This is a genomic window from Paractinoplanes atraurantiacus (genome assembly GCF_900215205.1).
In the GTDB taxonomy this organism is placed as follows: Bacteria; Actinomycetota; Actinomycetes; order Mycobacteriales; family Micromonosporaceae; genus Actinoplanes; species Actinoplanes atraurantiacus.
In genome coordinates this window covers 154,513-173,672 of sequence record NZ_OBDY01000022.1, presented here as the reverse complement: position 1 = coordinate 173,672, position 19,160 = coordinate 154,513, and the positions used below count along the sequence as shown (strand labels likewise).

The 19,160-nt window shown below is 70.1% G+C and carries 20 protein-coding genes; 11 read left to right on the top strand and 9 right to left on the bottom strand.

Annotation, left to right across the window (positions count from 1 at the left end):
* Positions 1-53: 53 nt before the first annotated feature.
* From CRP55_RS36275 to CRP55_RS36255, 5 genes are all read right to left on the bottom strand, one after another.
* Positions 54-677 carry a choice-of-anchor M domain-containing protein gene (locus tag CRP55_RS36275; protein ID WP_245923591.1) on the bottom strand — a complete coding sequence of 208 codons (624 nt, stop codon included), beginning with the start codon at positions 675-677 and terminating at the stop codon, positions 54-56.
* Positions 674-1,330: a choice-of-anchor M domain-containing protein gene (locus CRP55_RS36270; RefSeq protein ID WP_097326388.1), complete on the bottom strand. Its 657-nt coding sequence runs from the start codon at positions 1,328-1,330 to the stop codon at positions 674-676. The genes CRP55_RS36275 and CRP55_RS36270 overlap by 4 nt, the downstream gene beginning before the upstream one ends.
* A gap of 141 nt (positions 1,331-1,471) precedes the next feature.
* Positions 1,472-3,337, bottom strand: a complete 1,866-nt coding sequence (locus CRP55_RS53465; RefSeq protein ID WP_097326386.1) for a TIGR03773 family transporter-associated surface protein — start codon at positions 3,335-3,337, stop codon at positions 1,472-1,474.
* Entirely contained in the window at positions 3,334-4,326 is a 993-nt protein-coding gene (locus CRP55_RS36260; protein WP_097326384.1) for a WxL protein peptidoglycan domain-containing protein, read from the bottom strand. The genes CRP55_RS53465 and CRP55_RS36260 overlap by 4 nt, the downstream gene beginning before the upstream one ends.
* 64 nt (positions 4,327-4,390) lie before the next feature.
* Positions 4,391-5,812: a choice-of-anchor M domain-containing protein gene (locus CRP55_RS36255; RefSeq protein ID WP_097326382.1), complete on the bottom strand. Its 1,422-nt coding sequence runs from the start codon at positions 5,810-5,812 to the stop codon at positions 4,391-4,393.
* Positions 5,813-5,917: 105 nt separating this feature from the next.
* Here CRP55_RS36255 and rpmB point away from each other — a divergent pair, with 105 nt between their 5' ends.
* The gene (gene rpmB / locus CRP55_RS36250; protein ID WP_097326461.1) at positions 5,918-6,151 is read left to right on the top strand and encodes a 50S ribosomal protein L28; all 234 of its coding nucleotides are present in this window, start codon (positions 5,918-5,920) and stop codon (positions 6,149-6,151) included.
* Positions 6,151-6,318 (top strand): 50S ribosomal protein L33, encoded by a 168-nt coding sequence (gene rpmG / locus CRP55_RS36245; RefSeq protein WP_097326380.1) that lies wholly within the window; start codon positions 6,151-6,153, stop codon positions 6,316-6,318. Before rpmB ends, rpmG begins: the two co-directional genes overlap by 1 nt.
* 3 nt (positions 6,319-6,321) lie before the next feature.
* On the opposite strand, the gene CRP55_RS53460 is transcribed toward rpmG, so the two are convergent.
* Positions 6,322-7,548 carry a DUF6416 domain-containing protein gene (locus CRP55_RS53460; RefSeq protein ID WP_179855471.1) on the bottom strand — a complete coding sequence of 409 codons (1,227 nt, stop codon included), beginning with the start codon at positions 7,546-7,548 and terminating at the stop codon, positions 6,322-6,324.
* Between the two features lie 111 nt (positions 7,549-7,659).
* On the opposite strand from CRP55_RS53460, the gene CRP55_RS36235 reads away from it, so the two are divergent.
* The 3 genes from CRP55_RS36235 to CRP55_RS36225 are packed head-to-tail and all read left to right on the top strand — an operon-like array spanning position 7,660 to position 9,724.
* Positions 7,660-8,340: a histidine phosphatase family protein gene (locus tag CRP55_RS36235; protein ID WP_097326378.1), complete on the top strand. Its 681-nt coding sequence runs from the start codon at positions 7,660-7,662 to the stop codon at positions 8,338-8,340.
* The gene (locus CRP55_RS36230; RefSeq protein WP_097326377.1) at positions 8,340-9,302 is read left to right on the top strand and encodes an SMP-30/gluconolactonase/LRE family protein; all 963 of its coding nucleotides are present in this window, start codon (positions 8,340-8,342) and stop codon (positions 9,300-9,302) included. Before CRP55_RS36235 ends, CRP55_RS36230 begins: the two co-directional genes overlap by 1 nt.
* Positions 9,299-9,724, top strand: a complete 426-nt coding sequence (locus tag CRP55_RS36225) for a hypothetical protein (RefSeq protein ID WP_097326375.1) — start codon at positions 9,299-9,301, stop codon at positions 9,722-9,724. The genes CRP55_RS36230 and CRP55_RS36225 overlap by 4 nt, the downstream gene beginning before the upstream one ends.
* A 107-nt stretch (positions 9,725-9,831) precedes the next feature.
* On the opposite strand, the gene CRP55_RS36220 is transcribed toward CRP55_RS36225, so the two are convergent.
* Positions 9,832-10,518, bottom strand: coding sequence for an SIMPL domain-containing protein (locus tag CRP55_RS36220; RefSeq protein WP_097326373.1), 687 nt, complete (start codon positions 10,516-10,518; stop codon positions 9,832-9,834).
* A gap of 49 nt (positions 10,519-10,567) precedes the next feature.
* Complete coding sequence (locus CRP55_RS36215; RefSeq protein ID WP_097326371.1) at positions 10,568-10,909, bottom strand: cupin domain-containing protein; 342 nt, start codon at positions 10,907-10,909, stop codon at positions 10,568-10,570.
* 68 nt (positions 10,910-10,977) lie between these two features.
* Here CRP55_RS36215 and CRP55_RS36210 point away from each other — a divergent pair, with 68 nt between their 5' ends.
* Genes CRP55_RS36210 through CRP55_RS36190 form a run of 6 tightly spaced genes read left to right on the top strand, consistent with a single transcriptional unit; the run spans position 10,978 to position 15,272 of the window.
* Positions 10,978-11,559, top strand: coding sequence for a TetR/AcrR family transcriptional regulator (locus tag CRP55_RS36210; RefSeq protein WP_097326370.1), 582 nt, complete (start codon positions 10,978-10,980; stop codon positions 11,557-11,559).
* Complete coding sequence (locus CRP55_RS55150; RefSeq protein ID WP_179855470.1) at positions 11,556-11,699, top strand: hypothetical protein; 144 nt, start codon at positions 11,556-11,558, stop codon at positions 11,697-11,699. Before CRP55_RS36210 ends, CRP55_RS55150 begins: the two co-directional genes overlap by 4 nt.
* Positions 11,648-12,004 (top strand): GNAT family N-acetyltransferase, encoded by a 357-nt coding sequence (locus CRP55_RS36205; RefSeq protein ID WP_097326368.1) that lies wholly within the window; start codon positions 11,648-11,650, stop codon positions 12,002-12,004. The genes CRP55_RS55150 and CRP55_RS36205 overlap by 52 nt, the downstream gene beginning before the upstream one ends.
* Positions 12,005-12,056: 52 nt before the next feature.
* Complete coding sequence (locus CRP55_RS36200) at positions 12,057-13,526, top strand: gluconokinase (protein WP_097326366.1); 1,470 nt, start codon at positions 12,057-12,059, stop codon at positions 13,524-13,526.
* A 41-nt stretch (positions 13,527-13,567) separates the two neighbouring features.
* Positions 13,568-14,377 carry a GNAT family N-acetyltransferase gene (locus CRP55_RS36195; RefSeq protein WP_097326364.1) on the top strand — a complete coding sequence of 270 codons (810 nt, stop codon included), beginning with the start codon at positions 13,568-13,570 and terminating at the stop codon, positions 14,375-14,377.
* 7 nt (positions 14,378-14,384) lie between these two features.
* Positions 14,385-15,272 (top strand): alpha/beta fold hydrolase, encoded by an 888-nt coding sequence (locus CRP55_RS36190; RefSeq protein ID WP_097326362.1) that lies wholly within the window; start codon positions 14,385-14,387, stop codon positions 15,270-15,272.
* Between the two features lie 721 nt (positions 15,273-15,993).
* Here the strand turns inward: CRP55_RS36190 and CRP55_RS36185 are convergent.
* Positions 15,994-19,068, bottom strand: a complete 3,075-nt coding sequence (locus CRP55_RS36185; RefSeq protein ID WP_097326360.1) for a tetratricopeptide repeat protein — start codon at positions 19,066-19,068, stop codon at positions 15,994-15,996.
* Between the last annotated feature and the right edge of the window lie 92 nt (positions 19,069-19,160).

Below are 19,160 nucleotides of genomic sequence, written 5' to 3'. Positions count from 1 at the left end.
TGCGGTGGAGCGGGCCCACGCTGTGCTGTTACGGCAGGACGGTGGCTTTGCTGTTACGGCAGGACGGTGAAGGTGAAGGCCTTCGCGCCGGTGGTGACGGTGGCGCCGGTGCCGGCCAGCTTGCCGGTCACCTCGAAGGCGACCGTGTAGGTGCCGGCCCGGGTGAAGCCCCAGTTGGCGTGGGCGTGCACGTTGCGGGCCACGGTCCGTGAGTCGGGCAGGCCGTCACCGGAGTCGTACAGCTTCGTCGGCGTGCCCGCGGAGACGGTGTAGACGCTCACCGCACCCGGCCCGCTGACGCTGCTGAGCTTGACCGTCACGGAGTTGCCCTGGAGCACCCCGCTCGGGATCTCGAGGGTGTTCCAGCCGGCCCAGAGCAGCCCGGCCGTGCTCGCCTGGGGCAGCACCCAGGCGGTCTCGCCGGCGCCGCCGAGGAACGACCAGGCGGCGCCGCTGGGCACGGTGACCTTCGCGGCCGCCGGAACCGAGAGGACCACGTCGGCCGGGTCGCGCTCGACCTCGGTGCCCCCGGTGCCGTCGTTGACGGTCAGCGAGAGGCCTCCCGAGGCGTAGTCCACATCAAGCACGTCAACGTGCCCGCTGGTGAGGGTCATCGGCGCAGCGGCGGACGGAGTCAGGGCGAGCCCCACGGCGAGCAGCACCGCGGCCGCGCTCACGGCTGCACCACGACCTTGTAGACGGCCGGCTCCGACGTGACGGTGTCGCCGGTCGCGGCCAGTGTGGCCGTGGCCCGCACCTTGATGAGATAGACGCCGGCCTTCTGGAAGCCCCAGCTGGCGTGCTGGTGCGCCCCGGCGGCCAGGCTGAGCGCGTCGGGCAGCCCGTCCCCGCTGTTCACGAGAACGTGGGGCGTGCCGACCGCGTCCTCGGTCCAGACGGCCAGGCGCCCCGGCCCGGTGACCTTCTCGACCTTGGCCGTGACCGCGTCCCCGGTGAAGACGCCGTCCTCGATCTCCTCGGCGGAGAGGCCGGGCCAGAGCAGCTCCTCGTTCTGGATCTCGGGAAGAACCCAGACCCTGGCCCCGGCGCCACCCAGGAACGAGAACGAGGGATTGTCGGGAACGGTGGTCCGGGCGGCCCGCTTGACGAGCAGGACCACGTCGTCGGGGTCGCGCTCGACATCGGGCTCGACGCTCTCGTCGTGCAGGCCGAGCTCGAGAACGCCGTCCTCATAGGCGACGTCGACGACATCGACATGCCCGGCGCTGAGAACGATCGGCGCGGCAAAGGCTTGCGCCGGCACAGCGGTGCCCAGCAGAGCGGTGGCAAGCGCACCACCGCCGACCAGAAGGCGAAGGGATCTACGCAAGTGAGTCTCCTCGGTGTGGGTCCGGCCGCCATCGACCGGATCGATACAAACCTTAATGGTTTCCATTTTCATTAGGAAGTGTCGGGTGTGGACTTCGAAAAGGCGGCACGTGTGCCGGATCGGGCGGGGCGCGCGGGATCGTCAGTGGGGGTGGGGCAGGCGGCGGCGCCGCGCGAGGGCGAGGGCCGTCGCTCCTGCAGCTACCAGCAGAGCGCCGCCACTCGCGAGGGTCACGATGTTCGTGCCGGTCTTGGCGAGACTGCCGCCGGTCGCGCTTTCGCCTGAGCCGCCGCTCCCGGTCTCTTCGCCGTTCCCCTCTCCGTTTCCGGTGCCGGCGTTCGTGTCCGTGGTGTCGCCGACCGCGATGGTCAAAGTCTTGGTGTCGGAGACGGTCTTACCGGCGGTGGTGGTGGCGGTCATGTCGACCGTCAGGCGGTAGAGGCCGGCCTCGGTGAAGGCCCAGTTCCCGTGGGCGTGGGTGTTGGGCGCGATGCCGAGCTGCTGGGGCAGCTGCTCGGCGGAGTCGAAGATGACCTCGGGCGTGCCGAACGACCCGGTCAGGAAAAGCTTGAAGTCGCCCGGCCCGTCGACCGCGCGCAATTTCCAGGTGACATTGCCGCGGGTCCCGTCGACGACGGACTCGTGCTGGGTGTTCCACCCGGGCCAGACGATCCCGGACTGTTGCGACTGCGGCAGCAGATAGACCTGCTCACCGGCCTTCCCGAGGAACGCGTATCCGGCACCGCCCGGAACCGCGATCCGGGCCTTGTCGGTCACCTTGAGAACGACGTCGGCCAGGTCCCGCCAGGCCGGGGGAGTGGCCGAGTCGTCCTTGAGCCGGATCGTCAGCGCGCCCCCGCTGAGCTGCGGGCCCATGTCGACATGCCCGTCGGAGATGACTTTCCGCGCGGCGCTGGTGCTCCTCGCCTCCGTCGCCCCGGGTGTGGCTTGCGCCTGGAACGTTCCAGGCACCGTGGCCGCGCCGCGCTGCTGAGGGGCCCCTTCGGGTTCCGACACGCTGCGCGTGTCGGAAATATCCGGCATGCGCCCGCTGCGTGTCTCGCTGCCAGGCGTGAAAGAGCTGGACGGGAAGGGGGTGGGCGCGGGAGGGGTGGTCGCGGGGAAGGAGGGCGTGGAGGGGGTGGGCGCAGGAGGGGTGGTCGCGGAGAAGGAGGGGGTGGGCGCGGGAGGTATGGGCGTGGAGGGGGTGGGCTCGGGAGGGGTGGGTGTGGAGGGGGTGGGCTCGGGAAGGGTGGGCGCGGGGAAAGCGGGCGTGGCAAGGGTGGGCGTGGCGAAGGCGGGCGTGGAGGGAACGGACGCGGCTGGGGTGGGCGCGGACCGAGTGGGTGCGGACGAGGGCAACGACGTGGCTGGGGGTGGGCTCGGGTCGGTAGGTGGGGTGGGTGAGCCGGGAACCGTTATGACATAGGTCTTTTCGTCCTGGGCGAGGCCCCGCCGGGTCTGGGCCTTGGCTCGCAAGGTCACCCGGTATTCGCCGGGTGCGCTGAACGCCCAGACCACTCCGCCGGTGCGGCGGCCGGCGGGGAGAAGGGTGCTTGTTCGGCCGTCGCTGTCGAGTAACAGGGTGGGACGGCCCCATGGCGTCAGCGTGTAGGCGGCGAAGGTTCCGGGGCCCTCCACCGCGGTCAAGTCGAGCGCTACCTTGCCGCCGTCGACCGCGCCGGGATCGACCTTCGTCGTGTCGAAGGCCGGGAGGCGGGAACCGTCGTCGCGCAGTGACCACACCTGAGCGCCTGCTTTGCCCAGGAAGGCGAACGCGGGGTCGGCCGGCACGACGCCGACCGGTCCCTTCTCGGCGATGAACCGCACCTTTGAGGGATCGCCGGAATCGCGGAAGGTCAGGTGCAAGGTGCCGGATCTCAGCGACAGGGCTACCAGGTCGGCGCCGTCCACGATCGGCGGTGGGGTGCCGGCGAAGGCTGGGGAAGGGGTCAGCGCCGCGAATGAGGTGGCAACCGTGGCCGCTGCGACTCGCAGGCGCTTCATGAAGGTCCTTTCGTCGGCGGGGTCAGGGCCTGGTCGCGGCCCCGCTGCTCGGCGGCGGCGAGGGCGGCGGCGAGGGCGGCGGCGACAGCGGCGGCCCGGGTGCGGCGCCGCCAGCGGGTGAACAGCCAGCCGGAGAACAAAGCGGCGGTCAGCGCCAATTGCGGCCAGGGGATCAGCCAGAGGGTGTGGCGGGACCGGGCATCGGGGGTCGACAGGAGGATCTGATCGCGGAACAACGGCGGCACCGCGTCGAGGCGGATCGAGGTTCTTGTCGCGCCGCCGGGCAGGATCTCGGGTATCGGTGGGGCCGTCGCACTTACCGCGCCGAGACCGAAGGGGCCGCTCGCCTTCGCTGTCGGCCGCGCTCCCAGACGTACGTTTCCAGTGTTGTTGACCGTGAATGTCGCCGTTACACCGGGAAGGGTGAACGGGTTCCACCGTGGGTGGACGTCGAGGCGTACGTCGGAAATGGTTTGTGAAGGGCGCAACGGGCCGGTGACCCGGAGATAGACGCGGGTGCCGACGCGATGGTCCACTGTGAACTTTCCGTCGGTGGCCTCGGTCAAGGAAGCGACGACACCGGCTGCGTGGTCGCCGGGAGTGGCGTTGGGCGGAACGGTCAAGGTCAGCGGCACTATGACGCGCGAGGACTTCGGCAAGGTGACCGTGGTGCGGGCCAGTTTGATCCAGGCGCCGGTGTCCTTCGGGGTGGCGCCGGCCGCGAGGAGGTCGAAGCCGCCGCTCGGGGTGGTGAAGGCGTCACTCGCGTACAACCGAAGGGTCAAAGGCTCTTGGGAATGGTTGGTGACCGCGATGTGGTCGCTGAGGGTGGCGCCGGGGTCCAGTTTGTAGTCGAGGGCCGTGCGGCCGCTGGGACCCTTGGGGCCGGAGGGCGACACCGACCAGGTGAGGGCGTCGGCGTGGGCGGGCGTGGGAGGGGCGAGAACGGCGGCCAAGGTCAGGGCCGTGGCGGCGATGCGGGCAAGCATGAAGGGCTTTCCGTCGGCTGGATCGCGGGGCGGCCCGGAGGCAAGGGGCCGCCCCGCGACGTCATCAGATGGCGGTCAGGGTGAGCGTGCCGGTGTAGGTGCCGGCCGCGGTGTCGGTGGGAACGCTCAGCTTCAGCGCGGCGTCGAGCTCGGCCGTGCCGAGACCCTTGCCGGCGGGGGCCGAGGCCAGGACGGCGCTGTCGCCGAGGCCGGTGCTGGGCAGGCCGGAGACGTACGGGGTGGCGACCGGCCCGGCCACGACGCCCTGCTGGCCGCCCTGCCGGGTGACGGTGGGGGCCCAGCCGAGGTAGCCGCCGGCGAAGGTCTTGCCGTCGTCGCCCTTGAAACCGCCGGCGACCTGACCCGACGCGGTCCAGCCGGGCTTGGCCTGGCGCGTGTCGGTGACGGTGACCGGCCGCAGGGTGCCCTCGGTCTCCCAGCGGTCGCCGTCGGCGGAGAGCGCGGCGGCGGGCAGGGCGACGGACCGGTCCCCGGGATCGACGCTGATCACGAGGGCGCCCTCGGTGGCGCTGATGGTCGCGGTCACGGATTTGGCGGCGCTGCTGCCCTCCGGCGGGAAGGCCACCCACAGGGTGACCGGCTCGCTGGTCCGGCCGTCCAGCCTCACCTGATACTCGGTGCCGTTGAGGGCCCGGGTGGCGGTGAAGGCGTACGAGGCGCCGGTCTCGCCCTCGATCGGGGTGAAGGCGTCGCCGCCGGGTTTGCGGCTGAACCACTGGTAGTCGGTGGCCGCGCCCTGCGGAGTCTGGACAGCTTGGAGGGTGACGGTGTCGCCGGGCTGATACTCGTCCGCCATGCCCTCGACGGACAGTTTGCTGTCGTTGTCCTCGCCGACCACGAACTTGTAGTCGACGGGGCCGGTGCTCAGTTTCACGCCGTCGGTGCGGGTGGCATCGGCCTGGAACTTCAGGGTGTACGCGCCGGGCTGGGAGAACACCCAGCCCGCGTGCGCGTGGGTGTGCACGGGAACGTCGAGCCGGTCCGGCAAGCCGTCGGCGCTGCGGAACTTGATGTTCGGCACGCCCAGCGAGGTCGTGTCGAACAGGGTCACGTCACCGGGCCCGTCCGCGCCGACCAGGCTGATGCTCACCTTGTCGCCGGCGAAGACGCCGGAGCCGAGCTCGGTGGTGTTCCAGCCCGGCCACAACAGCTCCGGGTCCTGCACCTGCGGAAGCATCCAGATCTTGCTGCCGGCCGCGCCCAGGAACGAGAACGACGGCAGATCCGGCACGGTGGTCTCGGCCGCCGGCAGCACCTGGAAGGTGACGTCGGCCGGGTCGCGCACCACCGACGGGCTGATCGTGTCGTCCTTGACCTTCAGCTTGAGCGCGCCGCCCTCGTAGTGCACGTCGACGGCGTCGGTGTGCCCTTTGGACAGCACCACCGCGTCTCCCTCGGCGGCCAGCGCGGGCGTGCCGCTGAGGACCACGGCGGCCGCGACCGCGCCCACGACCCATCTCTTCACGCATCGTCTCCTTCATCATAATGAAAACGACTCTCGTTTTCGAGAGGGGACCGTAACATGGCCCACGCTGTTATTGAAAACGATTTTCATTGTATGGTGCTGGCCATGTCCTTCATCTGCGACGTGACCGGCGCCAAGCCCAGCTTCGGCAACGCTGTGTCCCACTCCCACCGCCGAACCCGCCGCCGCTGGAACCCGAACGTTCAGCGCCGCCACTTCCGCCTGTCCGACGGCCGGACCATCCGCCTGAACGTGAGCACCAAAGGCCTGAAGGTCATCGACCGCGACGGCATCGACTCCGTGGTGGCCCGCCTGCGAGCGCGGGGGATGAAGCTCTGATGGCCAAGAGCAACGACGTACGCCCGGTCATCAAGCTCCGAAGCACGGCGGGCACGGGCTACACGTACGTGACGCGCAAAAACCGCCGAAACAACCCCGACCGCTTGGTCCTACGCAAATACGACCCGGTGGCCCGCCGCCACGTCGACTTCCGCGAGGATCGCTAGAAACTACAGGCCGAGACGGTCTTCCGTTCCGGGCCAGACCAGCAGGACGCCGGCGCCGGCGGTGATATCGAGCCACCGCCGAGCGCCGGCGGGCTCCCGCTCGATGTAGAGGACGGACTGAACCGTGAAGCCGCTGATCCTAAGGGAGCTGGCATAGTCCAGGATCTGGCCGAGCCCCATGCGAAGCTGCCGAACCTCGTTGCCCTCGGTGGCGCTCTTGACCTCGACGACAGTCATGGCTTTGTCACCGGTCATCCAGGCCAGGTCGTAGTTCGGGCTCTCGCGGGGTGAGAGCGGCCTCAAGCCGTGAGCGGTGACGAACTGGGCAAGTTGGTTCTGGAGCCGATGGTGCGCCCGGAGGCCGTGGCCGAAGCTGTCGGGATCGGCGGAGACGCTCGGGGCGGGCGGTGCGACGACGACGCTTTCGTCCTGGGGCCGGTACGACACGCCTGGCTTGCCGCCGGCGACGGGTTGCCGGCCCTCGACCAGAGCGGCTCGGGCCCGCCGGAACAGCTCGGCGACCGACGGCTTCATCGCATAGCGGGTCTGGCCCTTCTGGCCGCCCCACCAGTAGAAGGGATAACGCCGCCCGGCGGCGACACGCAGCCGCTCGAGCGGTTGCAGCGATCCGGCGATGGCGTGCGCGCCGCCCAAGGCGTTGCCGCTGAGCGCGCTGATCTCGGCGACGTCGAGCTGCCGGCCCGGGTGATCGATCAGCAGGTCGATGATGATCCGGGCTCGTTCGGTGAGGTGCCCGTAGAAGGCTTCGGCCTTGCTCAGGTCATCGGGAAGGACCCACTCCGGGTCGTGGTCATGTCCGGAGCCGCCGGTGTGCTGCGCCCAGCGAGGGTCGTCGTCATCGAGGGACGCGGCGTCACGCGGCGCCGGGCTCCAGTGGATGACGGGAGGCTTACGGCCCTCGACACGACTGCCGGGAAGCGTTTTGAGGACGGCTCCGATGAAGGCGCTGCGATAGCCGATCTCGGACGGCTCGATCGGGATCGTGCCGTCGGCCGCGAGCCGGTGCAGCGCCTGCTCGACCGAGGCGATCGGCACAGGCTGACCGGCCGGCGACTTGCCGGTGGCGACGATGACGTCCGGCGGCCGCACCTCGATGATCGTGTTGACGGCGCCCGCCACGGTCCGAATCTCCCTGCCGACGAGCCGGCGGAGCAGCTCCCCAGCATTCGGCGCCGCTTGGTGTGCCGCCTGGTGCTCCGCGCTCGTCATGCCGGAATTTCTACCGCCGGCGGACGCGGTTGTCGACCGGGAGGGGTGGCGGTCAGCACGACGGCATGACCTACGACGTCACATCGATGAATCCGGGTTACGATCCCCGGCATGGCGCGACTCCTGCTGGTGCGGCACGGTCAGGCATCGTTCGGGGCCGATGACTACGATGCTCTGTCCGGGCTCGGTGGTGAGCAGGCCCGGGTGCTCGGGAAGAGCCTGGCCGACCGCGGGATTCGTCCGAGTCTGGTGCTGCGCGGGTCGCTGCGGCGTCATGAGCAGACCGTTGCCGGGCTGCTCGAAGGGCTGGGCGACGACGTGCCCGTCAGCGTCGACGACGGCTGGGACGAGTTCGACTTTCAGCGGGTCGTCGAGCTGCACGAGCCGGACTACCGGGAGCGGATGGGGTCGGCCCGGGCCTTCCAGGAGCTCTTCGAGGCGGCCACCGGGCGGTGGTGTTCGGGGGAGTACGACGGGGAGTACGCCGAGTCGTTTCCCGCCTTTCGGAGCCGGGTCGGTGGAGCGCTCGAAAGAACGGGGGAACTGCTCAAGGAGCGCCGGGAGGTGGTCGTGGTCAGCTCCGGTGGGCCCATCGCGCTGGTCGCCTCGCTGCTCACCGCCGGGGCCGAGGCCGGCCCGGTCACGATGGCGACCATGTGGACGGCGCTGAACCGGGTGGTGGTCAACACCGGGGTCACAAAGCTGGTCAGCGGGCGCAGCGGGCTCTGGCTGTCCACCTACAACGAGCACACGCATCTGGAAGCCGACCCTCGACTGCTCACCTACCGCTGATGACCCGCCGGCTGATTCGCCCCCGTCGCTGGGATCCGCCGCGCCTCGACGATGCCGGGGCGACCGCGCGCCTTGACGTCGCCCGGCTGCTGCCCACCGGTGGGCGCGGGCCGGAGGATGTCGTCTTCGACCGTGAGGGCCGGATCATCGCGGGTCTGGCCGATGGGCGTGTGGTTCGGATCGACCCGGAAACGGGGGAACGCACGGTTCTCGCCGACACTGGTGGGCGGCCGCTGGGGCTTCACCCGCGGGACGACGGTGGTGTTCTGGTCTGTGACCACGACAAAGGGCTGCTGGAGATCGGCGCTGACGGGGCCGTGACGCGGCTGGTCGAGGTGGCCTTCGCCAGCAACGTCGTGGAAGCGAGCGACGGCACGATCTGGTTCACCAGCTCGACGACGCAGTGGACCCTCGAGGAGCATCTCGGGGACGTCTTCGAGCATTCCTGTACGGGGCGGCTGCTGCGCCGCGACACCGACGGCACCGTCACGACCGTGCTGGACGGGCTGAAGTTCGCCAACGGGCTCGTGCTGGCGCCGGACGAGTCGTATCTGCTCGTCGCCGAGACGGCCGGCTACCGGATCCGGCGGCACTGGGTGGACGGGCGGACCGAGGTTCTCGTCGACAACCTGCCCGGGTTTCCGGACAACATGTGGCTGGGCAGTGACGGGCTCTTGTGGGTGGCGATCGCCGCGCCGCGCAACGCGCTGCTCGACCGGCTGTTGCCGCGGCCCGGGTTCCTGCGGCTGCTCCTGTGGAACCTTCCTGACGCCGTACGGCCGAAAGCCGTCCCTATCGCCTGGGCGATGGCCTTCACGCTCGACGGCGAACGCGTGCACGACCTGCGGACCACCGACGGGTCGTACGGCTTCGTCACCTCGGTCGCCGAGCGGAACGGGCTCGTGGTGCTCGGCAGCCTGACCGCGTCCGATGTGGCCGTGCTGGGTAACAGCCATGCATGAGGACCTATCGCTCCCGGCGCTTCCTGCTGGTCTTTCCGCTGATGCTGCTGGCCACCGTGGCGATTCCGGTGGCCGCGCTCTTCATCGACGCCGGCGCCTGGTGGGCTGAGGCGCTCTTCCTGCTGATCGCGATTCCGGTCGGTTGGTGGTACGTGGCGGTGCGGCTCGTGCATCGCATGGACCTCACGGATGACACGCTGATCCTGCGGGCCGCGCTGGCCCGCTACCGGATCCCGCTGGCCGAGCTGGCCGAGATCGGCGGCCCCGAGCACGCCAACACCAACCGGGTGGTCCGGCGCGACGGGCGGGTCTGGAGCGTGCTCGACGGTGAGGGCCTGGTCGCCTTCGCCGACGAGGTGGGCCGGGTGGCGCCCCATGTCGAGGTGCGGGTGAGTGGCTGGCGCCGCCGCACGGAGAGCTAGGGGTAGCACGGACGGCGCCGGGCCGATATCTCAGCGCTTCGGCTACGAGCGGGCGGGCCTGACCACCGTTTCGCTCGACAGGTCGCACACGGTGATGCTGTCGGCGGTCACTTCTGGAACGCCCACTCCACGGTGACGGTCGCGGACAGGCGCTGCCGCCCCGGCTCGATGACGAGCCGTGCGCCCGACGCGGCCATGCTGTCCTGCGCCATCGGCCCGCCGCCCCAGCTCGGAGCCGACTCGCTGATCCGGACGACCCGGCCGAGCTTGCGGTCGGCCGCGCCGGCGTACAACTCGGCCTTTGCGCGGGCGTCGGCGAACGCCTTCCTCCGTGCCTCGGCGATCAGGGCGGCATCGTCCTCGATCGAGAAGGACACGCCGTTCAGCCGGGCCGCGTCGCCGCCGGCGGCGATGGCGGCGGACATGAGGTCACCGGCCTTCGGCAGGTCGCGGATCTTTGCGGTGAGGCCCTGGCTCACGGTGTAGCCGGTGATCTCCTGCTTGTCGTTCGTCCGGGAGCCGATGGTGGCGTTGGACGTCTGAAGGTCGGCCTTGCCGAGACCGGCGCGCACGAGGGCGTCCCGCATCCGGGCGGCCGCCGAGCCGGCGGTGGTCAGGGCGGCGTCGACCGTGGCGGCGTTGCTCTCCACTCCGAAGTCGGCGGTGAGCAGATCGGGTTGGCCGTACGCCTCGCCGGCGCCGGAGACCGTCACGCCCTCCCGCTCGGCGGCGACCGCGGGGCCGCCCAGCAGCAGGGACGCCATCACAACAATGGGAACTGCGAAACGCTTCATACCCTGATTGAACGAGCCAAGATCGTCTCTGGGCGCGGATTGCCGGGCTTCAACCCGTCTGGGGGCCGAGGGCGGCCGGGCCCGGCGGCGCCGGCTCCTTCAACTCGACGAAGATCGAGTGCGTCGCGGTCGTTCCCGTGTTCTCGCCGACGTGCTCCTGCGCGCCGAGCCACCGCGCCTGTCCGGCGGGAAGGTCGACGTCGACCGTGCGATCGCCGGCACTGACCCGCCGCTGAAAGGCGCTCAGGGTCACCATCACGCTGTCCGGATGCCGATGGGGGTGGGTGCGGTCACCGGGCTCGTCCCTGTACTCCAACACCCGCACCCGCTCGTTCTCGAAGACCACTTTGTACAGGCCCGGGTCGGTCACGGTCGGATCGTCGTGGCTCATCGCTGCCTCCCGACTCTATATGGGACTGGAGTCCCATATAGGTTCCACCGTACGCTGACCACGTGCGGATGCCCTACGAGTCGACCGGCCGAACCGGCCAGAAGTCGCGCACCCGACAGAGCCTCGTCACCGCCACCCAGGCCCTGCTCGCGGCCGGGCTCACCCCGAAGGTGGAGGACGCGGCCGCCCACGCCGGCATCTCCCGGACCACCGCCTACCGGTACTTCCCCAGCCAGCGCAGCCTTCTCCAGGCCGCCCACCTGTGGCCCGAGACGCTCCTGCCGCCCGACCCGCCCGCCGACCCGCGGGAGCGCCTCGACGCGGTCGTGAGCGCCTTCACGGCGTACAACTTCAATCGGGAATCTCAATTACGCACCTCGCTGCGCCTTTCCCTGGAACCGGCGGCCGAGCAGCCGCCTCTCCGGCAGGGCCGTGCGATCGGCTGGATCGCCGAGGCGCTGGAACCGCTGCGCGACACCCATCCGCACGTCGAAATCCACCGGCTGGCGGTCGCGATCCGCTCCGCCACCGGCATCGAGACCTTGATCTGGCTCACCGACATCGCCGGCTACGACCACGCCCAGGCCGCCGACACCGTGCTGGCCACCGCCCGCGCCCTCTTCGACGCGGCCGTCAGGGTGCCGGCGTGAGCGCTTTCTCGTTCAAGCCCGTCCTGAACGGCAAAAAGGTCACGCTGCGGCCGTTCGGCGACGACGACCTGCCCGCGACCGCCTCGATCTGGCCATCGTCGACAACGACTCCGGCGCCTGCGTGGGCGAGGCCGTGCTGAACGACTGGGAGCCGGCCAACGAGAGCTGCAACTTCCGCATCCTGATCGGCCCCGCCGGCCGCGGCCGGGGCCTGGGCACCGAGGCGACCACCCTGATCCTCGACCACGCGTTCACCGCGCTGCGCCTGCATCGGGTCGGCCTGGAGGTGTACGCCTTCAACCCGCGAGCCCGGCACGTCTACGAGAAGGCCGGCTTCACCGTGGAGGGCACAAAACGCGACGCCCTCCTCTTCGACGGCGAACGAGTAGACGCGATCATGATGTCAGTCATCGCCCGCCCGATTAAAACGGGCGTTCCGGGTTAATGTCTGGTCAAGGGGGCACCGGAGGCCCGTGCCGACGAGGACGAGGACTGCGATGACCCGCAACGACGACGATGTCGCGCTTGAGGCGGCGCTGGAACCGCTGGTGGTCGCGCTGGACATCGGGTCGACGGCCACCCGTGGTGGTGTGCACGACGCGTCGGGGCGGCGGGTGCACGGGCTTCAGCACAAGGTGCCGCACGCCTTCACGGTGGCGCCCGACGGCACCTCGGTCATCGACCCCGATCAGGTGACCGCGGAGGTCGAGCAGGTTCTCGACGCTGTCACCGGTGACCCGCGGCTGGGCACCCGCATCGCCGGCGTCGCGATGGACACTTTTGCCGCTTCGCTGATCGCGGTCGACGCCGCTGGGCGGGCGCTGACCCCGTGCCTGACGTACGCCGACTCGCGCAGCGCGGCCGAGGTCGCCGCCCTGCGGGAGGAGCTCGACGAGCACGCGGTCCAGCAGCGCACCGGCACCCGGCTGCACACCAGCTACCACGCCCCGCGGCTGCGCTGGCTCGCGAAGACCCAGCCGCGGGTGGTCGCCGCGGCCACGTCGTGGTGGTCCCTCGGCGAATACGTCTGGGCCCGGCTCATCGGTCAGCCGCTGGCCGGAACGTCCACGGTGGCCTGGACCGGGCTGCTCGACCGCCACACCGGCGCGTACGACGCCGAGCTGTTGACGGCCTCCGGAGCCGGCGCCGCGCAGTTCTCGCCGCCGCGCGACGAACCGCTGGCGGCGTCGTCGCGCTGGCCCGCTTTGGCCCGGGCCGTCTGGTTCCCGGTCATCACCGACGGCTTCGCCAGCAACATCGGGTCCGGCGCCGCCGACGCCACGGTCCTCACCGCCGCGACGGCCACCAGCGGCGCCCTGCGGGTTCTGCTCGACGGGCCGGCCGATCCGCTGCCGTTCGGCCTGTGGAACTACCGGGTCGACGCGCGGCGCACCCTCCTCGGCGGGGCGATCAACGACGTCGGCCGCGCGATCAGCTGGGCCGAGGCCACCCTGCGGCTGAGCCCCACCCTGGGGCCCGTGCTGACCGCGCCCCCGAGCGACGCCACACCCCTGGTCCTGCCCTACCTGACCGGTGAGCGCGCCCCCGGCTGGGTCGGCAGCGCGCGGGCCGTCTTCACCGGCGTCTCGGCCGCCACCGACCCCGATTCCCTGTTCCGCGGCATCATCGAGGGCATGGCGATGACGTACGCCCGTGTCGCCGGCGAACTGAGCCCAGCCGCCCCGGGCATCCTCGAGGTGGCGGCGGCCGGCCGGGTCAGCAACGACCAGCCCGAGTGGTTGCAGGTGCTGGCCGACGTGCTGGGCCGCCCGGTCAAGCACGTGACCCGCCGCCGGGCCACCCAGCGTGGCACCGCCCTGCTGGCCCTGGACGTCCTGGCCCCGGACGTCCCTCGCGCGCCGCGGGCCGTCGGCGCGACCTACGAGCCTCAACCGGCCCACATCGAGCATTACTCGTCCCGCCGGGAGCAATTCGCCAAGGTGTACGACGCCCTCGTGCTCAGCTGAAATCCGGTTGCGCCTCCGTCGCCGTGTGGTTAGTTCGAACGATGAACATCGACGAGATCGCCGAGGCGGTAGCGGACTGGCAGCACACCGGTGGCCCGGTCCAGCTCCATCCGGGCGACCTCGGATGGAACTGGCGTTTCGGCCCGCCCGCCGTCCGGGCGTGGACCCGCGACGGCCGGATCGTGGCCGCCGGCATGACCGACGACGCCGACGGCCTGATCCGTATGGGCATCGCCCCGGCCGTCGCCGACGATCCCGGCCTCGCCGCCCAGATCCTGGCCGACCTGTCCGACCCGGCCCAGGGCAAACCGGCCACGGCCGTCGAGGCGCGCTTCGGTCCCGCCCTGCGCGACCTCCTGGCCCGCAGCGGCTGGGCGGCCGACGAGCCGTGGACCCCGCTGTCGCGCGACCTGACCGAGCCGGTGGAAGACTGCGGACTGCGAATCGCGACGGACGTCGCGGACCGGGTCGCGGTGCAGTGGGCGGCGTTCCCCAACTCGACGTTCACCGAGGAGCGCTGGCACACGATGGCCGCCGCACCGCCCTATCGCCGGGCCCGGTGCCTGGTCGGCTACGACCACGACGACAACGCGGTCGCCGCCGTGACGGTCTGGTCGGCCGGCGAGGGCCGGCCGGGTCTGCTGGAGCCGATGGGCGTCCACCGTGACCATCGTGGACGCGGGCACGGCCGCGCCATCACGGTGGCCGCGGCCGCGGCGTTGCGGGAGATGGGCGCGTCCGCCGCGACGGTGTGCACACCAAGCGCCAATGCGGGCGGCGTGGCGACGTACGTCTCCGCCGGTTTCCGCAAGCTCCCGGAAGTCACCGACTTCCGGCGCCCGGGGGAGTGACGACGTCATGGACCAGGTCGATGCCGGCGTGCTGTCCGTCGCCTATCTGCGCGACGGGCCACCGGACGGCTGGCCGGTCATCCTGTCCCACGGCTTCCCCTACGACGTCCACGCCTACGACCGGGTCGTTCCGGCGCTGACGGCGCACGGCGCTCTGGTGATACGCCCATATCTGCGCGGCTTCGGCCCCACCCGTTTCCGTTCCGCCGGCACAGTTCGCAGCGGACAGCAGGCCGCCCTCGGCTCCGACCTGGTCGCCCTGGCCGATGCACTGCGCCTCGACCGGCCGATCGTGGCCGGATACGACTGGGGCGGCCTGGCCTCCTGCGTGGCGGCCGCGTTGTGGCCGCAACGCGTGTCCGGCCTGGTGTCGCTGGCCGGCTACGACATCATCGACATCGAACGCCAACGGCACGCCTTCGACCCGTCGGTCGAGCACGCCGTGTGGTATCAGCATCTGTTCCAGACCGAACGGGGCCGCGCGACCCTGGCCGCACACCGCCGCGACCTGTGCCGCATGTTGTGGCGCCAGTGGTCCCCACAGTGGGCGTTCGACGAGGAGACGTACGCCGCAACCGCCCCGTCCTTCGACAACCCCGACTTCGTCGACGTCGTCATCCACGCTTACCGCCACGCGCTGGGCCAGACCACAGGCGACCCGGCATACGACGACCTGGAGGCCCGCCTCACCACCCGCCCCAAAATCACGGTGCCCGCGGTGACCCTGGACGGAGCCACCGACACGCTGAAACCGGGCGGCACGGCCGACCACGCCCCCATGTTCACCGCCGCTCACGAGCACCGCCTGATAGACGCCGGCCACAACCTGCCGCAGGAGGCCCCCAAGGCTTTCGCCGACGCCATCCTGACCGTACGAGCCTGGCGGGCCTGGTAAATGGCGACCGGCTGCTACATATCGGCGAGTCGCCGCTCGACACACGTGGACCGTTGCCCGCCGGAAGAGCGGAACTGTTCGACAGCCCACCGGAGACTTCGGCGCGGCTGCCTTCGGTCACTGTGGTAAAAGGCCGTTCTGGCGGCGTCATCAAACGGTCAGCTTAGCGATGTGCCGAGAGTAGCGTAGTAGCCGGAGGCGACCATCCATCAGTCCCAGTCAGCTGAACATAGGGCCGCATCGAGAATGTTTGTCCGCGACGGACAAATTGTTGCGGGACCAGTGCTCGGCAGTGCGTCATCGTCGCCATGACTGACGCTCCTGAAGTGCCTCCGACGTGCGCCGAAACGGTGGAGTTGACCACTGCCGAAACCGCATGGATCGAGGAACGGGAGGACCAGGACTCGCATTGCTGGTATCCGGAGCAATGCGAATATGAAGCCGAACATGGTGGGGCTCACGCGGCAATAGTTGCGACTCCCTTCGACGGGAAAGGTGCCTACGACACTGAGATAAGCGCCTGGTTGTTCTGGGGTAGTGAGACGGAACGGCGAATTGAGTACGTCGAGCTATGTCCCCTGGAGTCACTCGGAAGCGATGACGTTTTTTGCGCTTGGCCTCTCGGCCACCCCGGCGCTCACGAGCATCAGCTTCGTCCCGTCTGATCAGTTAAGCCCGTGCCGCGATAGTTATTCAGGGCACCGTTGCTCGAGCGGGCGGCTCATGCCGGGGCGCGCTCGGTCAGTTCGGGGCCGCGGGGGATCAAGTCGGCGAACGCGGCGAAGCCCTCCACCCGCTCATCGGACAGGAGGTCGTAGACGCCCACCCGCACCGAGTCGAACCGGCCGCCGACGGGCATGTTCGCCTGCGCCTTGGCCCGGGCCGCCTCCGCTTCGCCCGGGTCGCCGGCTATCAGAAGCGCGAGCGCGCGCAGTTCCAGCAGGTCGAAGTCGGGCATCGGGCGCAGTCGCCAGCAGGTGCCGAAGTCGCGGAGTGCCGCCTCGGCATGCTGGCGCGCGACCTCCGGCTCCTCGCGATGGGCGGCGATGACCGCGAGGCGGACCTGCGCCACCAGGGCCGATGCTGGCGCCAGCCCCATCGCGACGTCATAGCCCTTCACGGCCTCGTCCAAGCTGCCGCCCTCGCTGCCGGCCACGACCCTGCGTAGCGTCACGTCGGCCGCGCCGAGGGACAACCGGCCATCGTCGCGATGGTCAGTCATCGCCTTGCGGTAGGTCTCGCTCGCCGTGGCGAAATCGCCCTGCCAGACGTAGGCGCGGCCGAGCCCGTCCCACGCGTCGAGCCTCGCCTCCTCCAGCACCAGTGCCTGCCGATAAGCCTCCACTGCCTCGTCGTAGGTGCCCTGCGCCAGGTATATGTGCCCAAGCGTGATCAGCGGAAAAGCCAGCCGTGGTTGCCGATCGCGGGCCTTCTGAAGGGCGTCCAGAGCTGCGGGGTAGCGGCCCTGTGCGAGCGCGACACGGGCCAATCCGTCGTACGCATAGGCCACGGCAGCGATATCGTCGCCATCCCTCTCCACCGTTTCGCTGAAATATCGGGTCGCGTCGACGTAGGAGCGCATCCGCTCGTAGGCGTCGCCGATGCCGTTGCGGGCGTACGCGGCGTGCTCGCTCGTCCGGAGCGCCTCCTCGTTGGCGGCGATCGATGCCGCATAGTCGCCGCGGGCCATCAGGACATTGGCGATACCGTGCGAGGCGTACGCATCGGCCGGATTGATTCCGCGCGCTACTTCGTGCATCTTCCGCGCCAGGCCGAGCTCGCCGAGAGCCAGCAGCGCCTTGCCGATGCCGTCGAGGGCGTACGAATTCTCGGGATCCCTGCTCAGCGCCCGCTCGTGAGCGTGAAGCGACTCCTGGTGCATGTGGGCCCGGCGGTAGGCGTCGCCGAGCTGGTTCCATCCCCAGGGCTCCATCGGGTTCTCCTCGGCGGCCTGCCACAGGCTCTCCCGCTCCATCTCGCCGCCGTCGTCCAGCGCTCGCGCCGCCCTCGCTCGCCCGTCCCAGGCCACCGCGTCGCGCGGATCGCGCCGGACAGCCTCTTCGAAAGCCTGGACGGCCTCGGCTGGAGCGCCTCGGCGCAGATGCAGCTCACCCAGATTCCGCCAGACGTATGCGGCGGAGTCGTCGATGCGGAGTGCGCTTTCCAGGGTTTCGCGCGCCCGATCGAGCTCGCCCTGCTGCCGATAGGTGTCACCGAGACTGCTCAGCGTGTACGGGTCGTCAGGGTGCAATTCGATCGCACGCTCATGCGCCGCGACCGCCTCCGTGTAGCGCCCGAGCGCGGCATGCACCTCACCCAGGCCGTTCCAGGCTTGCGCGAATTGACCGTCATGACGCAACGCCTCGTTGTAATGATCGAAGGCCGTCTGGTAGCGGCCGCGGCGCGCCTCGAGATTTCCCAGACCGCACCGGGCATGCGCGGACGCTCGGTCGATGGCGAGAGCCGCACCGTATTCCCGCTCGGCGTCGTCCCACCGGTGCTGTTGCAGATACGCGTTACCCAGTCCGCTGTGTGGCGCCGCCCAGGCCTTCGGGCGTTCGACGGCCCTGCTGTACGCCTCGATCGCCTTGGCGTAGTCGGCCAGCTCCACATACGTATTGCCCAACTGGTTCCACGGCGCGTAGGCGTACTCGTCGCGGGACAGCCGGTCCCACAGCTCGGATGGTTTCAGCCTGGTGGCGATCTGGAGCGTTTCTCTCGCGTCGGCGAACCGGCGCTGTTCGAAATACAGCATGCCCACGGCGTTGCAGATGATCGCGTCGGACGGATCCGAGCGGCGGGCGCGCAGCAGCAACCGCTCCGCCTGATCGAGCCGGCCTATCTGCAGGCAGCGGACGCCGAGGTTGTAGACCAGGCCCCGGACGTCCGGCTGCCGGTTGTCGCCCTCCGGGATCTCACCGGCTTCGCTGACCGCGGCCTGGAGTGCCGCGCGATCGTCGATCCGCTGAAAGTCGTGGTAGAACCCCAGAGCACGCGTGAGGTGGTGGAATCCGCTGCTGCTGATCCCCATGTCCGCCGGTGACAGCTCGTACGCCAGTCGGCTGGCCGCCTCCACCACCAGTTGGTGGAAGCTCTGCCAAGCCTCGCCTGGAGGCGCGGTCACGGTGAACTCATATGGCGCGGATTTGCGTGTCCTGCGCACGTGAACGGTCAGCGTCAGCGTCTCGTCCCGCCGGTAGAGCCGCCCGGTGACCGCCGCGCCGGACCTCGGCAGAGGCCAAAGTTGCTTCACCGCGACCAGCATCGATCCCACAGGCAGGCTCGCGCCGGCGACGTCGATGGTGCCGATGGCGGCCACCGCGTCGGCCCGCCCGCTCGGCGCCAGAGGCGCCCGCACCCCAGGCGCCATGATCTCCCGCCGGCTCAGCACGGCCGGTTGCAAGCTCACCGATGGCAACGCCGACCGATGTTTCTGCGGCCGCGCCTCGGCGGCATGCACGGCCTCGATCCGCTGGAGCTCGCCCGCGATCGACTGGGCCAGCGTGACGCTGTCGAACTGCTGGTCGCCCGTGACGTTCTCGAAAGCCATACCCATCGGCTGCGACAGCCAGATGATCAGCCCCACCACCAGCAACAGCAGCAGCAGGATGCCCGCGACCTGGAGAAGCGCCAGACCGGCGGCGCGGAACTGACCGAGTCCGTCCCGGCGCTGCTCATCGGTGAGGACGGCGAGCACAGCGAACAAGCCGACCACGGCGAGCAACGCGACCGTGGTGCGGACCAGCAGTCGCCCGCGACGGACCCATCGAAGGGTGTCCCGATCCAGACCCACCACGGCCGCAGCCTAACGAGCGGCGCGCCCACGGTCGCAGCACAATGGCCGAGATCTGACATCGACCTCGGCCATTGTTGTTCTGCTGTGGTCAG

Excerpts from the sequence above, each read along its gene's own strand:
- CRP55_RS36215 (WP_097326371.1), bottom strand. The coding sequence starts at position 10,909 with ATGAGCCACGACGATCCGACCGTGACCGACCCGGGCCTGTACAAAGTG.
- CRP55_RS36230 (WP_097326377.1), top strand. The coding sequence starts at position 8,340 with ATGACCCGCCGGCTGATTCGCCCCCGTCGCTGGGATCCGCCGCGCCTC.
- rpmB (WP_097326461.1), top strand. The coding sequence starts at position 5,918 with ATGTCCTTCATCTGCGACGTGACCGGCGCCAAGCCCAGCTTCGGCAAC.
- CRP55_RS53460 (WP_179855471.1), bottom strand. The coding sequence starts at position 7,548 with ATGACGAGCGCGGAGCACCAGGCGGCACACCAAGCGGCGCCGAATGCT.
- CRP55_RS36195 (WP_097326364.1), top strand. The coding sequence starts at position 13,568 with ATGAACATCGACGAGATCGCCGAGGCGGTAGCGGACTGGCAGCACACC.
- CRP55_RS53465 (WP_097326386.1), bottom strand. The coding sequence starts at position 3,337 with ATGAAGCGCCTGCGAGTCGCAGCGGCCACGGTTGCCACCTCATTCGCG.
- rpmG (WP_097326380.1), top strand. The coding sequence starts at position 6,151 with ATGGCCAAGAGCAACGACGTACGCCCGGTCATCAAGCTCCGAAGCACG.
- CRP55_RS36210 (WP_097326370.1), top strand. The coding sequence starts at position 10,978 with ATGCCCTACGAGTCGACCGGCCGAACCGGCCAGAAGTCGCGCACCCGA.
- CRP55_RS36190 (WP_097326362.1), top strand. The coding sequence starts at position 14,385 with ATGGACCAGGTCGATGCCGGCGTGCTGTCCGTCGCCTATCTGCGCGAC.
- CRP55_RS36235 (WP_097326378.1), top strand. The coding sequence starts at position 7,660 with ATGGCGCGACTCCTGCTGGTGCGGCACGGTCAGGCATCGTTCGGGGCC.
- CRP55_RS36200 (WP_097326366.1), top strand. The coding sequence starts at position 12,057 with ATGACCCGCAACGACGACGATGTCGCGCTTGAGGCGGCGCTGGAACCG.
- CRP55_RS36220 (WP_097326373.1), bottom strand. The coding sequence starts at position 10,518 with ATGAAGCGTTTCGCAGTTCCCATTGTTGTGATGGCGTCCCTGCTGCTG.
- CRP55_RS36225 (WP_097326375.1), top strand. The coding sequence starts at position 9,299 with ATGAGGACCTATCGCTCCCGGCGCTTCCTGCTGGTCTTTCCGCTGATG.
- CRP55_RS36260 (WP_097326384.1), bottom strand. The coding sequence starts at position 4,326 with ATGCTTGCCCGCATCGCCGCCACGGCCCTGACCTTGGCCGCCGTTCTC.